14 protein-coding genes are annotated in these 13,404 nt (G+C 70.4%); 11 read left to right on the top strand and 3 right to left on the bottom strand.

Annotated elements, in window-relative coordinates; genetic code table 11:
• Positions 1-52: 52 nt before the first annotated feature.
• The gene (locus tag M8C17_RS02700; RefSeq protein WP_308209361.1) at positions 53-655 is read right to left on the bottom strand and encodes a class I SAM-dependent methyltransferase; all 603 of its coding nucleotides are present in this window, start codon (positions 653-655) and stop codon (positions 53-55) included.
• Between the two features lie 383 nt (positions 656-1,038).
• Between M8C17_RS02700 and M8C17_RS02695 the strand changes: the two genes are divergently transcribed.
• From M8C17_RS02695 to M8C17_RS02685, 3 genes are all read left to right on the top strand, one after another.
• Positions 1,039-1,431 (top strand): Fur family transcriptional regulator, encoded by a 393-nt coding sequence (locus M8C17_RS02695; RefSeq protein ID WP_252415065.1) that lies wholly within the window; start codon positions 1,039-1,041, stop codon positions 1,429-1,431.
• Positions 1,432-1,857: 426 nt separating this feature from the next.
• Positions 1,858-2,037: a 50S ribosomal protein L32 gene (gene rpmF, locus M8C17_RS02690; protein ID WP_252414629.1), complete on the top strand. Its 180-nt coding sequence runs from the start codon at positions 1,858-1,860 to the stop codon at positions 2,035-2,037.
• A complete protein-coding gene (locus tag M8C17_RS02685) occupies positions 2,034-3,266 on the top strand; it encodes a GTP-binding protein (RefSeq protein WP_252414627.1) in 1,233 nt (410 codons plus the stop codon). Before rpmF ends, M8C17_RS02685 begins: the two co-directional genes overlap by 4 nt.
• Before the next feature lie 444 nt (positions 3,267-3,710).
• On the opposite strand, the gene M8C17_RS02680 is transcribed toward M8C17_RS02685, so the two are convergent.
• Together M8C17_RS02680 and M8C17_RS02675 are read right to left on the bottom strand one after the other, a co-directional pair.
• Positions 3,711-3,971, bottom strand: coding sequence for a type B 50S ribosomal protein L31 (locus M8C17_RS02680; RefSeq protein ID WP_252414626.1), 261 nt, complete (start codon positions 3,969-3,971; stop codon positions 3,711-3,713).
• Complete coding sequence (locus M8C17_RS02675; protein ID WP_252414624.1) at positions 3,968-5,263, bottom strand: GTP-binding protein; 1,296 nt, start codon at positions 5,261-5,263, stop codon at positions 3,968-3,970. The genes M8C17_RS02680 and M8C17_RS02675 overlap by 4 nt, the downstream gene beginning before the upstream one ends.
• A gap of 194 nt (positions 5,264-5,457) precedes the next feature.
• On the opposite strand from M8C17_RS02675, the gene rpmB reads away from it, so the two are divergent.
• The 8 genes from rpmB (at position 5,458) to M8C17_RS02635 (ending at position 13,400) form a co-directional block, all read left to right on the top strand.
• Positions 5,458-5,694: a 50S ribosomal protein L28 gene (gene rpmB / locus M8C17_RS02670; protein WP_203118037.1), complete on the top strand. Its 237-nt coding sequence runs from the start codon at positions 5,458-5,460 to the stop codon at positions 5,692-5,694.
• Entirely contained in the window at positions 5,694-5,861 is a 168-nt protein-coding gene (gene rpmG / locus M8C17_RS02665) for a 50S ribosomal protein L33 (RefSeq protein ID WP_101409658.1), read from the top strand. Before rpmB ends, rpmG begins: the two co-directional genes overlap by 1 nt.
• The gene (gene rpsN / locus M8C17_RS02660; RefSeq protein WP_252414623.1) at positions 5,861-6,166 is read left to right on the top strand and encodes a 30S ribosomal protein S14; all 306 of its coding nucleotides are present in this window, start codon (positions 5,861-5,863) and stop codon (positions 6,164-6,166) included. The genes rpmG and rpsN overlap by 1 nt, the downstream gene beginning before the upstream one ends.
• Before the next feature lie 50 nt (positions 6,167-6,216).
• Positions 6,217-7,689 carry a choice-of-anchor M domain-containing protein gene (locus tag M8C17_RS02655; RefSeq protein ID WP_252414621.1) on the top strand — a complete coding sequence of 491 codons (1,473 nt, stop codon included), beginning with the start codon at positions 6,217-6,219 and terminating at the stop codon, positions 7,687-7,689.
• Positions 7,690-7,818: 129 nt separating this feature from the next.
• Positions 7,819-9,024: a WxL protein peptidoglycan domain-containing protein gene (locus M8C17_RS02650; RefSeq protein ID WP_252414619.1), complete on the top strand. Its 1,206-nt coding sequence runs from the start codon at positions 7,819-7,821 to the stop codon at positions 9,022-9,024.
• 148 nt (positions 9,025-9,172) lie between these two features.
• Positions 9,173-10,777, top strand: a complete 1,605-nt coding sequence (locus M8C17_RS02645) for a TIGR03773 family transporter-associated surface protein (protein ID WP_252415064.1) — start codon at positions 9,173-9,175, stop codon at positions 10,775-10,777.
• Between the two features lie 20 nt (positions 10,778-10,797).
• Positions 10,798-12,408, top strand: coding sequence for an anchored repeat ABC transporter, substrate-binding protein (locus tag M8C17_RS02640; RefSeq protein WP_374556840.1), 1,611 nt, complete (start codon positions 10,798-10,800; stop codon positions 12,406-12,408).
• Complete coding sequence (locus M8C17_RS02635) at positions 12,408-13,400, top strand: choice-of-anchor M domain-containing protein (protein ID WP_252414615.1); 993 nt, start codon at positions 12,408-12,410, stop codon at positions 13,398-13,400. Before M8C17_RS02640 ends, M8C17_RS02635 begins: the two co-directional genes overlap by 1 nt.
• Positions 13,401-13,404 lie beyond the last annotated feature (4 nt).

Below are 13,404 nucleotides of genomic sequence, written 5' to 3'. Positions count from 1 at the left end.
CAGGGTTCGTCGCTCACCGACCGGGTTGTCAGGACGCGAGCGGGGCCGGATGTCATGCCAAGCGGACGGCCCGGATGACGTCGGCCTGACCGACGTCACCGGCCAGGCCGACGTCGGCGAGCTCCGCCAGCAGGTCGGCGGCGGCGACGACGTTCCAGCGATAGTCAACCGCGCTCTCCCGTACGGCCGATCCGTTCGCGCCGAGGACGCGGTAGCGCATTCGCCAGCTCACCGCGTCCGGACCTGCCGGCTCGGCGCCGCCGGATCCTTCATAGACGTATCGGCCGACCTTGACGCTGCCGAACGTGACCTCCGAGATCGGTATGGCCTCCGCGGGCGGCTGCAGATTGAGCACCAGCGGCGCGCCCGGCAACAGTCGGGCGGCGACGCGTCGCAAGAACTCCCGCCGCTCAGACGGGGTGAGATGTCCGATCATGTTCATTGCCAGAACGGCGCTCAGTCGGTCCGGCAGTTCGACGCTGAGAGCGTCCGCGGCCACGACCGTGACTCGGGCCCGGAGGTCCGCGTCGTCGACGATCCGGGCGAGCAGCACCGCACGCAGGACCGACGACGGCTCGACCGCCAGCACGTCGGCACCCGGGAGAGCCGCTGCCAGCACCATCGTGCCCAGGCCGGTCCCGGCACCGATGTCCACAGCCTGTGCCTCGGACCAGACCGCACCCCGGAGGGCCGCCGTTACCGGGGCGCGTAGCGCCTGCCACGCCGGCCCGCTGAGGATGTGCAGGAACTCCCCAGATTCCTGGTAGTCGTCCGTCACGCCGCCTCCTGTCACTTCTGCGCCCTATCGGTAACCGTTTCTATTTTCACTATCGCACATGGGTCGGTGGCGCCCTCTCCCGGAACGGGGCCCGTCGTCGCTGGCCCGCAACGGCGGAGAGGCGGGGTCGGGAGATGGCGCGGCGGCGGTGATGCTGGACGACGCATAATGGTCGACGAGCAGCGCCGGCGGAGCGTCGGAAGCGGTAGGCCGGCGGCGGCCGAGATCACGGGAGGGTGGCGGCCACGGTGAACCAGGCGATGCCGAATGTGACCCGGAACACCCGGCAGCGTGGGGAGGTGCTGGCGCTGTTGCGTGAGGTGGAGGGCTTTCACTCGGCGCAGCAACTGCACCAGATGCTGCTGGCGCGCAAGGCGGGGGTCGGCCTGACCACTGTTTACCGGACCCTGCAGTTGCTGGTGGATGCCGGCGAGATCGACTCGACTCGGCTGCCGGGCGGCGAACAACTCTTCCGCCGGTGCAGTCAGAGCAAGCATCACCACCACCTGGTCTGCCGCGACTGCGGGCGCACGGTCGAGGTGGCCGGACCGGCTGTGGAGCGGTGGGCCGACCAGGTTGCCGCACAGCACGGATTCATCGACGTCGGCCACACCTTGGAAATCTTCGGCACCTGTGTCGATTGCGTGCGCTGATCTGTACGGCGGATTATCTGGTGAGAACCAGGGCCGGAGGGTCCGGAAGGACCTGACCCTGGTCGCTGCGTGGAGCCGAGCGCCGCAGCCTAGTGCTGGGTTCAGTCCCCACCTTCCTCCAGATGAATGCCCTACGTTCCCGTTCCGGCCTCGCTTCCCTGGGGTGTTCCAGCGAGCCGAGTAGGAACTGCTCTCTATCGGCCTTCCTGCGCCAGGCTTCCCTGCCTCCCGGCCGATCGAAGTGACACGACTCCGGTGTGGGCACGTCGGGCGTAACCGTGCACGGCCAGGGTGGTCGGTCCGTTCGCCGGGGCTCACAGCTCCAGCCAGAAGGTCAAGCGTGGGGCACGTGCTGGGGCATCCCAGGCGCTTATATGAAAACGGTAACCGTTACCATGTGGCTGACCCCTCGTGAGGAGATCCTTCATGGCTGTACCGAAGCGCAAGCTGTCCCGGTCCAACACCCGCCACCGCCGAGCGCAGTGGAAGGCAACTCTGCCCCAGTTGAGCCCCTGCCCCTGTCCCCGAAAGGAGATGGTGGTGCCGCACCGGGCCTGCACGCACTGCGGCGTGTACAAGGGACGTCAGGTGGTGGATCAGCCGTGACCAACCGGCTGCCCGTGACGGTGCTGTCCGGGTTCCTCGGGGCGGGCAAGACGAGCCTGCTCAACCATGTGCTGGCCAACCGGGATGGGCTGCGGGTGGCGGTGATCGTCAACGACATGAGCGAGGTGAACATCGACGCCGCGCTGGTGCGCGATGGTGGGGCGCTCTCGCGGACCGAGGAGCGGCTGGTCGAGCTGACCAACGGCTGCATCTGCTGCACGCTGCGAGATGATCTGCTCAACGAGGTGGCCCGGTTGGCTCGGCGGGGCCGCTTCGACTACCTGCTGATCGAGTCCAGCGGCATCTCCGAGCCGATGCCAGTGGCCGCCACGTTCGCCTTCGGGGTGGAGGACGGGCGGGTGCTCGACGACCTGGCCCGTCTGGACACCACCGCCACCGTCGTCGACGCGGCGGGCCTGCGGAGCATGATCGAGGCGGGGGAGACCCTGGAGGCGCGTGGGCTGGCGGCCTACGACGGGGACGACCGGGGCATCGCCGACCTGCTGGTCGATCAGATCGAGTTCGCCGACGTGCTGGTGGTCAACAAGACCGACCTGCTCACTCCCGGCGATCTGGCGGTGGTGGAGGCGTTGCTGACCCGCCTGAACCCGGCCGCCCGACAGGTCCGTGCCGTGCACGGCCGGGTGGCCCTGGCGGAGATCGTGCACACCGGCCGGTTCGATCTGGCGCGGGCGGAGACGGCGCCCGGCTGGATCGCCGAGCTCAACGGCGGGCACGTGCCGGAGACGGAGGAGTACGGCATCTCCAGCATCGTGTTCCGCGACCACCGGCCGTTGCACCCGCAGCGGCTGTGGGATCTGCTGGCCGACGGCTTGGAAGTGTTCGGCGTGGTGCGGTCGAAGGGGTTCCTGTGGCTGGCCAGCCGCCCGGACGTGCAGGCACTGTGGTCGCAGGCCGGCCCCTCCGGCCGGTGCGATCCGATCGGTGTGCCCGTCGTGGTCTCCGGAGAGTGGCCGGAGGATCCCGACGAGCGGATCGAGCTGGAATCTCGCTGGCATCCGGTTTTCGGGGACAGGCAGCAGGAACTCGTTCTCATCGGTGTCGACCTGGATCGCCAGGCCCTTAGGGCCGCCCTCATCGCCTGCCTGCTCACCGACACCGAGATCGCCGCCGGACAGGATGCCTGGCGGGCGCTGCCCGACCCGTTTCCCTCCTGGGACCTGAGCGACCTGCACGAACACGACCATGTCGACCCGGCTCAGGTCTGACCATCTCGACCACCCCGACTTCGGACGATGCCACCCGGTGGCGGCCCAACCGGGAACCATGATGCGCCGCCACGAAACTGGCCGCAGTGCGCCACGGTGGACGACTGACGCCCACTATCGAGCTGCTCCGCGCCCTTCCTGAGGAGCCGCCGGAGCGTCGAGCGCCTCCCACAGGGCCGCCGCCTCAGCGGGGATGTCAGCGCAGCGGCACGGCGCGTTCCTGAGGGGACGGAGTCGTCGCGGTCGGGCTCGCCTCCACCGCGACGACTCCGCCGCAGGTCATCATCCGGCCGATACCGCAGGCATCCCGCCGTCGCCGTCGCCGCCGGTCGACCGCGAGCCAGTCGCCCGGGGGCAACCGGATCGCGGTCGACCGTCAGGTGACCAACCCGGTCGTGCCGGGCGGCGTCGACCAGCTGCGGCGCTGGTCGGTCCAGCCGATGGTCACGTGCCCATGGGCCCGCGGCGGGCGTACTTCTGGCGGAACTTCTCGACCCGGCCTGCGGTGTCGAGCAGGCGCTGCTTGCCGGTCCAGAAGGGATGGCTCGCGGACGAGATCTGCACGTCGATGACGGGGTAGGTGTTGCCGTCGGTCCACTCGATCGTCTGGTCGTTGGTGGCGGTGGAGCGGGTGAGGAACGCGAAGTCGGCGCCCTTGTCGCGGTAGACGACGGGTCGGTAGTCGGGGTGGATTCCGGGCTTCATGCGGGTTGCGCTCCTTCGGTGTCGGTATCGGCCAGTTCCTCGCTGTTGAGGGGGAAGCAGCCGGCGAACGGGTCGTGGTAGGTGCGCCAGGTCTCTTCGCCGTCGGCGAGTTCGGCGTCGGTGAGCAGGCAGCGGGCGAGGGTGCGGTGCAGCTCGACGGGGTCGACGTCGAGGCCGATGAAGACCAGGTGCTGGTGGCGGTCGCCGTAGTAGGGGTCCCACTCGAGGGCGGCGGCAAGGCGGCGCTGGTCTTCGACGTGCTCCCAGCGGTCCTCGGGCAGGCTCACCAGCCAGTGTCCGAGCGAGCCCATGGCCAGACCGCCACCGGCGAACTCCCAGGCCACCACCGTGTCGGGTTGGCTGGCCAGCCAAAGGTGACCCCGGGAGCGGATCATCTCGACGTTGACCTGCTCCAGTACGTCGTGCAGGCGTTGCGGGTGGAACGGGCGGCGAGCGCGGAAGACGACGGAAACCACACCGCAGTCGGATTCCGGCTCGTGTGTGCCCAGCGTGTAACCCTGCAGACCTCGGGCGAGCAGCCCGGGGGTCTCCGGCCGGTGCCGATGGGTGTGTCGCAGCTGGCGAGTCAACGTGCTGGCGTCGACGAGGTCACCGTCGACGCGGATGTGAACCGCCCACGGCGCCATCCGCTGCAGCAGGACCGACAGCCGGCTGGTGTCGAACTCGCCCTCCCGGGACCGCCCCCAGAGCACCAGCGTGTCGGCGTACTCGATCTGGCGGACCACGACGTCGGCGAGCGCGCGGTCGTCGTCCTCGGCGGCCTGGATGCCCAGTGCGGTGAGGTCGTCGGTGCTGGCGAGGCCGTCGAGCAGGTGTTCGGCGTCGAGGACGGTCACGTAGGAGTCGACGCGGATGAGTTCGGTGATCGGTGCGCCGTCGACGAGGCAGTGGGCGCAGGCGGCGGCGACCGCCTCTGGCTCCACCACTTCGGGCAGCATCAGCACCAGGTCGCGGCCGGGATGGCTGCGGGCGAGTCGGACGAGGGTGGGCAGCACGTCTTCGCGCAGGGTGCAGGAGACACAGCCGTGCCTCAGGTCGACCTGTTCGTCCTCGATGATGCCTGTGCCGGAGCGAACCACCCGACGGACGACGCCACCGCGGATCCCGGTGAGGTCGTGCCGTACCAGTAGCAGCGTGGGGTCGGCGGCAAGCAATGCGCGAGCGACGGCGAAGGTCGCCGTTGGCCAGAACCCGGACAGGACAGTCAACGACGGGCGGGTATCAGCGTCCGTTGTCACGACGTGGGTCGGGGCCTGTGGTGACGACGACATCGCACTCCTCTCGACGTAACTGAAAACGATTGTCATTCTAGGCACACGGAAGCTGGCGAAGCGAACGGCGGTCCCGAGTGGCGCGACCGGCCCGGCTGTGGTCGTCAGTGACCTGGGGCGGGTCTGACCGAACGGATGATGTAGAACTGAAAACCGTTGTCGTTATCGTTCAGCCTGAACAAGGAGCGTTCACTGTGTCCCGACGTTGTGACGTCACCGGCGCGAAGCCGAGCTTCGGCAACGCCGTGTCCCACTCCCACCGGCGCACCCGCCGAAGGTGGAACCCGAACCTGCAGAACCACCGCTACTGGCTGCCGTCGCAACGGCGATGGGTCAGCCTCACCCTGACGACGAAGGCGCTGAAGACTGTGGACCGCAAGGGCATCGAGAAGGTCGTCGCCGAGCTGCGCGCCCGGGGGGTGAAACTCTGATGGCCCGCCAGACCGACCTGCGACCGATCGTGCGGCTGCGCAGCACCGCCGGCACCGGCTACACGTACGTCACCCGCAAGAACCGTCGCAACGACCCGGACCGGTTGGTCCTGCGCAAGTACGACCCGGTCGTACGCCGGCACGTCGAGTTCCGCGAGGCCCGCTGATGGCCAAGAAGAGCCTGGTCAATCGACAGGCGCGCCGCGAGGAACTGGTAGCCCGGCACGCCGAGAGGCGGGCGGAGCTGAAGCGGATGGTCGCCCATCCGGACACCGACCCGGAGGTACGCGCCGACGCGGTGCGCCGGCTCACCCGGCTACCGCGGGATTCCAGCCCGGTACGGCTGCGCTCGCGCGACCAGATCGACGGCCGCCCGCGCGGGGTGCTGACCCGGTTCGGGTTGTCCCGGGTGCGCTTCCGCGAGCTGGCCCTGCGCGGCGAGATGCCCGGGGTGCGCAAGGCGTCGTGGTGATGTCACCACATGTACCACCGCGCGCAGGTACGCGGTGTGAAAGGGGAGGTATGAATGCGATGGTGAGGGCTCGCGGCTTCGCGGCCCTGGTTGCCGGGGCGGTGGTGGTCGCCGGCACGGTGCTGGCGCCGACCGCTGCGTCGGCGGCCGAGAAGGTGGTGCTGTCCAAGGGGCACACCGATGCCGTCGACGTGCACTACGAGGGTGGTGCGCTCTCGTTGAAGGTGCACGACGACACGGTCACCCCTGCGATGACACGTGACCCGGCGGACGTGACGTTCCAGGTTCTGCCGGAGGCGGCGATGGCCGTTCCGGACGATCCCCGGTTCGCCTTCCTCGGGCCGGCCGGCAGCCAGGTCTGGTTGCTGCCATTGACCCAGGACCCGGACCTGCTCTGGCCGGGTTGGAACACCACGACGCTCGGCGCGGGAGTGTTCGAGGGGAACAAGGTGCGGCTGAGCGTGGTCGATGTGCAGGGCCCGGGCAACGTCACGCTGTTCACACAGGACTCGTTCGGCGGTCCGATCATCAAGTTCCGCTCCGATGACGGCCTGCCCGACGCCATCGATGTGCCGGTGAACACGCACGCGCACTCGAACTGGGCGTTCGGCGCGCTGGGCAGCTACACGCTGACGTTCCAGGCAGACGCGACGTTGACCAACGGCACGACGGTCAGCACCGGGCCGGTCGACTACTCGTTCGTCGTCGGCGAGCTGTCCGGCGGTGGGCCGGAGGTCGGCCTGTCGGTCAGCGGCATGGCCGACGAGTACCAGCCCAACGACACGGTGACGCTCAACGCCGTGCAGACGCCGCAGACCGAGCTGGACCACTACCACTGGTTCAGCAGGTGCCCCGGTACGGACGACTGGACCATCATCGCGGGTGAGGTTGGTGCGAGCTACTCGTTCACCGCCACTCGCGAGCTGAACGCCTGCGAGTACGTGGTCAAGCTGTACGGCGACGCCCACGACGTGGTCGCGACCAGCGAACCGGTGGCTCTCTGGGTGGCGTTCCCGCCGCAGGAGCCGGGCTCCTCACAGACGATCACCGCATCGATCGACGAGACGCAGGGTTCTCTGGTGATCAGCGTCAACCCGGACGACCGTGCCGTGGTGCTGCCACCCGCGCAGCTCACCGCCGGCGGTGACCGGTGGGAGAGCAACGGTGAACTCCGCCCGGTCACGGTGACCGACACCCGCGCCGGCCGACCGGGGTGGAGCGCATCCGGGCAGATCCCGGCGGATTTCGCCGGGCCGGATGGTGCGACGTTCAGCTCCGGCTACCTCGGCTGGAGCCCTCGGCTGATCGGCCAAGGCTCCGGGCAGGGCGTGGTCGCTGGTCCGGAGGTCGCGCCGTACGTCGTCGGAGCCGGCGGTGGCCTGGGCAACAGCGCGGTGCTGGGCTCGGCGCCGGGCGGTGCCGGGCGGGGCACCGCCCAACTGGGCGCGGGTCTGCGGCTGAGCCTGCCCACCGAGACGACCGCGGGGACCTACTCCGCGACCCTCACCCTCACCGCGATCTGATCGCCCGAACCCGTCCGGTGGCCCGGCGCTGAACCGCGCCACCGGACGGTCGCGGGGTGGGCGGGCCGTTGCCGCGACCCGCCCACCCCGCCTCACCCCTCGCATCCAGGAACGGAACCCATCCCCGCCATGCGCCTGCTCGCCGCCATCGCCACCGGCATCGTCGTGCTCGGCGCGGCCCCGGCACCGCCTACGCCCCCTGCGCCGTCGGCGCCGTCCGCCGTGACCTGGGGAGTGGCACCGTCGAGTGCGAAGGGCCCGAACGGCCGGCCAGCGTTCACCTACAAGCTCGACTCCGGTGCCACCCTGACCGACTACGTCGCGGTCACCAACCACTCGGCGCGCCCGCTGACCCTGAACCTCTACGCCAGCGACGCGTTCACCACCGCGCAGGGCGGGTTCGATCTGCTGGCCGGTGGTCAGAAGCCCACCGGCGTCGGCGCCTGGGTCCGCTTCACCAGCGGCACCGTGACCATCCCGTCCACGTCCCGCCTGGACGTCCCGTTCACGCTCACCGTGCCGGGCAACGCCACGCCCGGGGACCACGCCGGGGGGATCGTCGCCTCGCTCGCCGCCACGACGGCGGACGCGCAGGGCAACCAGGTCGCCGTCGACCACCGGGTCGGCGCGCGGATCTACCTGCGGGTGACCGGCGAGCTGCAACCGGCGCTGACCGTCGAGGACCTTCGGGTACGGCACGCCGGCTCGCCCAACCCTCTCGCCGGTGGCACGCTCACCGCCACCTTCACCGTCCGCAACACCGGCAATGTTCGGCTCACCGGGCAGCCCACGCTCGCCGCGGCCGGCCCGTTCGGCCTCGGCCGGCGCTCGGTCGACGCGACGGCCCTGCCGGAGATCCTGCCCGGCGGCGAACTGACCACCACCGTACGCATGACGGGTGTGCCGCCACTGTTCCGGCTGACCGCGAGCGCCGCCGTCACACCTGCCGCCGTGGGTGACCAGATCCTCGACCCGCAGCCGGCGGTCGACACGGCCCGGGTCTCCTTCTGGGCGGTGCCCTGGCCGCAGATGGTCCTGCTGGTCCTGCTCGCCCTCGTCGGCTGGGCGCTGATCACCACCCGCCGCCGGCGGGCCCGACAGATCGCCCGGGCGGTAGCCGCCGCCCGGGACGAGGGTCGTGCAGAGGCCAGCCGGGAGACCGAACGGACCTCGGACGGCCCGAAGACCGCGCTCCCTACCGCGATCGGTGCGGGCCCCCGGGCCGGCGGGGACAACGGGCCGCCGGATCGCCCGGCGCCGGACGCCGATCGTCGCGAACCGGGCCACAACAACCGGCAGCCGGACACCGACCGCACGGTGAAGGACGAGGGATGACACGACTGGGCCGAACCGAGGGTGCCCCGCCGGCCCTCTCGATCGCGTCGGCCGGCGTCAACGCCGCGAGTCACGTCATCACGGCGCGGCACGACCTGGACCAACTACTACGAAGCCGTCTGAGGAGCATGCAATGAGGATGAGAACCATGCGCGCCGGCGCCGCCGGTCTTGCGCTGGCCGTACTGGCGTTGGCCTCTGGGGGTGTGCCGGCGGCCGCGGAACCGGGCGCGGTCACCGCGGCCGGTGCCGACCTGGTTTCCGTCGCGCTCGACGGCGACTCGATGTCGCTGCGGCTGCGTGACGCCGCACAGGTGTCCCGCGACGCGGCCGGACACGACCCGGCCGAGGTGGTGCTCGGCCCGGATGGCGGGCTCGCCGGCCGAGTGCCGGCAGGCAAAGCCTTCGCCTTCCTCGGTCCGCCGGGGCACGCCGTCTGGTCACTGTCCGCCGGCGACACCCGGTTCCCAGCGCTGGACACCACCGAGGTACGCCCCGGCGTCGTCACCGACGACACGGTGGCCCTCACCCTGCGTTCGGTCGAAGGGCCGGGAACGTTCACCGCGTACACCCTGTCCGGTCTCGGCACGGCGACCCCGCTCCTCGGCAGCGGCCCGGGCCTGACGCGGACGGTGCGGCTGCCGGTGGCGACACGCACCGGCGCAGTGGTCTGGGCCTTCGACGCGGCCGGTGACTACCGGCTGACCCTGACCGGCTCGGCCACCCTGCGCTCCGGCCAGGAGGTCAGCGCGGAAGCGACGTACCGGGTGCGTGTCCCCACGATCAGCCCGGTCGAGGAGGCGCCGCTACCGGCTCCGGCGAAGCAGGCCCCGCGGTCCGAGGAGCAGTCGGCAGCGCGCGCACTCGCCGCACCCGCCGCTGCGCCGAAGCCCGCCGCAGCCGCACCAGCGGCCGGGAAGGCGGCGGCCACCACCGCCACGGGCGCCCGCCAGGTGATTGTCGACGGGCACGTCGACATGGGCCCGCAACTGTCCGGAGACAGCTGGACGATCCGGATCAAGGACGACCGGACCAGCCCTCCCGTCTGGCGGGAGACCGCCGACGTGGTCCTGCAGGTCAAGGACAACGCGAAGATCACGGTGCCGGCCGGCGCCGACTTCCTCGGCAAACAGGGCGACGCCGTGTGGCTGCTGCCGCAGTCCCAGCAGGCGGGCATCGTCTGGCCCGGCTGGAACACCCAGCACGAGTCCGTCGTGTCGGGTGTCAAGGGCAACGTCACCTGGACGCTGAAGGGCGTCAACGGGCCCGGCCGGTTCGCCCTCTTCCTGACCGGCTCGTTCGGCAAGGCCGACGTGCTGTTCGACTCGGCCAAGGCGTTCCCGCAGCAACTGACGGTTCCGCTGAACACCCACGCGCACGGCAACTGGGCGTTCAGCAAGCCCGGCCTGTACCGCCTCGCCGTGCAGATGAACGGCACCACCAGTGCCGGCAGGGCGGTCACCGACACGAAGACGCTCACCATCGCCGTCGGCGACAGCACCAACCCGAACAGCGGCTTCGGCTCCGGCAGTGGCAGCGGCGCCGACGGTGGTGGGAACGGCGACGGCGGCGCGGATCAGGGCGGCGGCGGGCCCCTGCCCCGTACCGGTGCCGGCTGGGTGCTGACGGCCGGAGCGGTCGGCATCATCCTCGTGGCGGTCGGGGTTCTGCTGGTGGTGCTGGGCCGGCGCCGCCGCGCCGGTCTTGCCGACGCCGCGAGCGGCGGTGGCTCTCCCGCCGCCCTCGTGCCGTGACGTCGGGGGACACAGTGCGGATGCCGTGTGTCGGAGCCGGCGTGGTTCGGGCCTTCCGCCGGCCGAATCCACGGTTGTGGCTGATGCTGCCGCTGCTGGTCGCCCTGCTGAGTGCCGGCTGCCGGTCGGAGGTGGCATTGACCGCCAACGACGAGCGGGTCCAGGTCATCACGACCACCGGCATCCTGCGGGACCTGGTGAGCAACGTCGGTGGTGAGCGGGTGGCCGTCAGTTCCTTGGTGCCGGACAGCGCCGACCCGCACAGCTACGAGCCGTCGCTGCGGGACGTCCGCGACGTCGTCTACGCCGACGTGGCGTTCAGCAACTACCTGCTCCTGGAAGAGCAGGCCGTCGTCAAGGCACTGGACGCGAATCTGCGCGACGGCGTACCGAACATCTCGCTGGCCGAGGGCGCGGTGAAGTACGCCGCGGAGATCATCCCGCTGGTCGAGGACGTGTCACTGGACACCATCTGGTTGGGCATGCGGGTGCGCGGCACCGGTGCGGTGCAAGGGGCGAACCGTTCCTCGGACGTGCTGCTCACCGCGACCGCCGCGAACGGTCCGGGCCGGATGCTCGCGTACCTGACCGAATCGTTCGGCAACCCGTCGTTCTACGTCGACTCCGCCGACGGGTTCGACGCCGCCAACGGCTTTCGGGACGACACTGCCACGTTGCCACCCGACGCCCACACGCACATGAGCTGGGCGTTCACCGAGCCGGGTGTCTACCGGCTGACCATGCGGGCGCAGCTTGCGGTCACCCCCGAAACCGCCCCCGTCCCCCTGGGCGAGCAGGTGTTCACCTTCGCCGTCGGGGTGGACCCGCACTCGGTGCCAGGCATGGCGGGCGCGGAGGTGCTGAACTCGGGGCACGCCGACGTCACGGTCGACCTCGACGAGCGGCGGCTCTACCTGTTCGCCGACCCGGAGGGCAGCGGCGAGGCCAACCAGCGGGTGTACGACCCGGCCAGCACCGTGATCGAGGTGCCGAACAAGGCGCTGCTGGAGGTACCCGGTGACCGGAGGTTCCGGTTCCTCGGCCGGCCCGGCACCCAGGTCTACCAGCTTCCGCAGGCGGTGCTCGGCAAGCACGTGCACGGCGAGATCGACCCGCACCTGTGGCAGAACGTCCGCAACGCCATCTCCTACACCGAGCTCATCCGGGACACCCTGATCGGCGTCGACCCGCAGGGCGCGACGGACTATCGCACGAACGCCTCGGCCTACATCCGGGAACTGGAGACGCTCGACACCCAGGTTCGGGACACCATCGCCCGCATTCCGCCGTCGCGACGTCACCTGGTGAGCACCCACGACGCGTTCGGCTACCTGGGCCAGGCGTACGGGGTGCAGATCTCCGGTTTCGTCACCCCGCACCCCGCCACGGAGCCGAGCCTCGCCGACCGCCGCCGGCTCACCGAGACGATCCGCAACCTCGATATCCCCGCCGTCTTCCTGGAACCCAACGTGGCGGCCCGATCCACCACCCTGACCGAGGTGGCCCGCGAAGAAGGACTCCGGGTCTGCGCGATCTACGGAGACACCTTCGACCGGGACGTCACCACCTACGTGGACATGATGCGGTTCAACGCCGAATCGCTGCACAACTGCCTGACCACAGACAAGTGATGGAGGAGCCAGTGACGGCAGAACGGGCGCGACGGCGCCCCCGTACAACCACCGCCATCCTGCGATGCACGGTGGCCACGGTGATCGTGCTGGCCACGACGCAGACCCCGGCTGCGGCCCAGGAGCCGACACCGGGTCTCGGCCAGTCGATCGCCGCCGACCAGCCGCTTGCCACCGGCCGGGCGGAACTCGCCACCGGGCACGTCGACATCGGCCCCCGCTACGTCGACAACCAGTGGACGCTGCTGATCCACGACGGCACGCACGCCCGACCCGTGTGGCGCAACCCCGACGACGCCCTGCTTCGTGTCTCCGACGCCGCGTTGCAGACCGTTCCCGACGACCCGGCGTACGCCTTCCTCGGCGTCGACGCCGGCAAGCGGGTGTACGTGGTGCCGCAGGTCCAGAACTCCGACGTCGTCTGGCTCGGCTGGAACACCCAGGACCCCCGGGTGATGCAGACCATCGACCGTGGCGTCACCCTGACCCTGCTCGGCGTACGCGGGCCGGGAAACCTCACGACATACCTGCAGTCGGGCAACTTCGCCGCACCCCAGCCGCTCTGGCGCTCCGCCGATTCCACCGCGCAGCCTTTCTGGGCCGAGGTCAACACCCACACCCACGCCAACTGGGTGTTCACCGCACCCGGCGTCTACCTGGTCGCGGTCCAGGCGTCGGCCGACCTGGTCAACGGCGAGGCGGTTTCGGCGACCCGCACGCTGCGCTTCGCCGTGGGCGACACCACCAGCGCCGACGAGGCGTTCGCCGCCACCGCGAACATCCCCCCAGCAGCCGGGCAGGCACCAATCGACGAGAACCGGACCGCAGACGACGAGCCAGCCGGCACGTCCACGACACTGCTGCTCATCGCGCTGGCAGGCACGGCCGCTCTGCTCGCCGTCGGACTGGTCCTCCTGCTGGTACGCGGACGCGGCGCGAAACGCCGGGCCGAACTGGAACGCGCCGCCGCACGGTCGGACGGCCAGCGGTGAGAGC

It is taken from the genome of Micromonospora sp. RHAY321 (assembly GCF_023896955.1).
In the GTDB taxonomy this organism is placed as follows: Bacteria; Actinomycetota; Actinomycetes; order Mycobacteriales; family Micromonosporaceae; genus Micromonospora.
This window is presented reverse-complemented; position numbering and strand designations above follow the sequence as displayed.

Bases quoted from the DNA above. Each gene is read 5' to 3' on its own strand.
- M8C17_RS02650 (WP_252414619.1), top strand. From the start codon at position 7,819: ATGCGCCTGCTCGCCGCCATCGCCACCGGCATCGTCGTGCTCGGCGCG.
- M8C17_RS02645 (WP_252415064.1), top strand. From the start codon at position 9,173: ATGCGCGCCGGCGCCGCCGGTCTTGCGCTGGCCGTACTGGCGTTGGCC.
- rpmF (WP_252414629.1), top strand. From the start codon at position 1,858: ATGGCTGTACCGAAGCGCAAGCTGTCCCGGTCCAACACCCGCCACCGC.
- rpmG (WP_101409658.1), top strand. From the start codon at position 5,694: ATGGCCCGCCAGACCGACCTGCGACCGATCGTGCGGCTGCGCAGCACC.
- M8C17_RS02635 (WP_252414615.1), top strand. From the start codon at position 12,408: ATGGAGGAGCCAGTGACGGCAGAACGGGCGCGACGGCGCCCCCGTACA.
- M8C17_RS02680 (WP_252414626.1), bottom strand. From the start codon at position 3,971: ATGAAGCCCGGAATCCACCCCGACTACCGACCCGTCGTCTACCGCGAC.
- M8C17_RS02695 (WP_252415065.1), top strand. From the start codon at position 1,039: ATGCCGAATGTGACCCGGAACACCCGGCAGCGTGGGGAGGTGCTGGCG.
- M8C17_RS02675 (WP_252414624.1), bottom strand. From the start codon at position 5,263: ATGTCGTCGTCACCACAGGCCCCGACCCACGTCGTGACAACGGACGCT.
- M8C17_RS02640 (WP_374556840.1), top strand. From the start codon at position 10,798: ATGCCGTGTGTCGGAGCCGGCGTGGTTCGGGCCTTCCGCCGGCCGAAT.
- rpsN (WP_252414623.1), top strand. From the start codon at position 5,861: ATGGCCAAGAAGAGCCTGGTCAATCGACAGGCGCGCCGCGAGGAACTG.
- M8C17_RS02655 (WP_252414621.1), top strand. From the start codon at position 6,217: ATGAATGCGATGGTGAGGGCTCGCGGCTTCGCGGCCCTGGTTGCCGGG.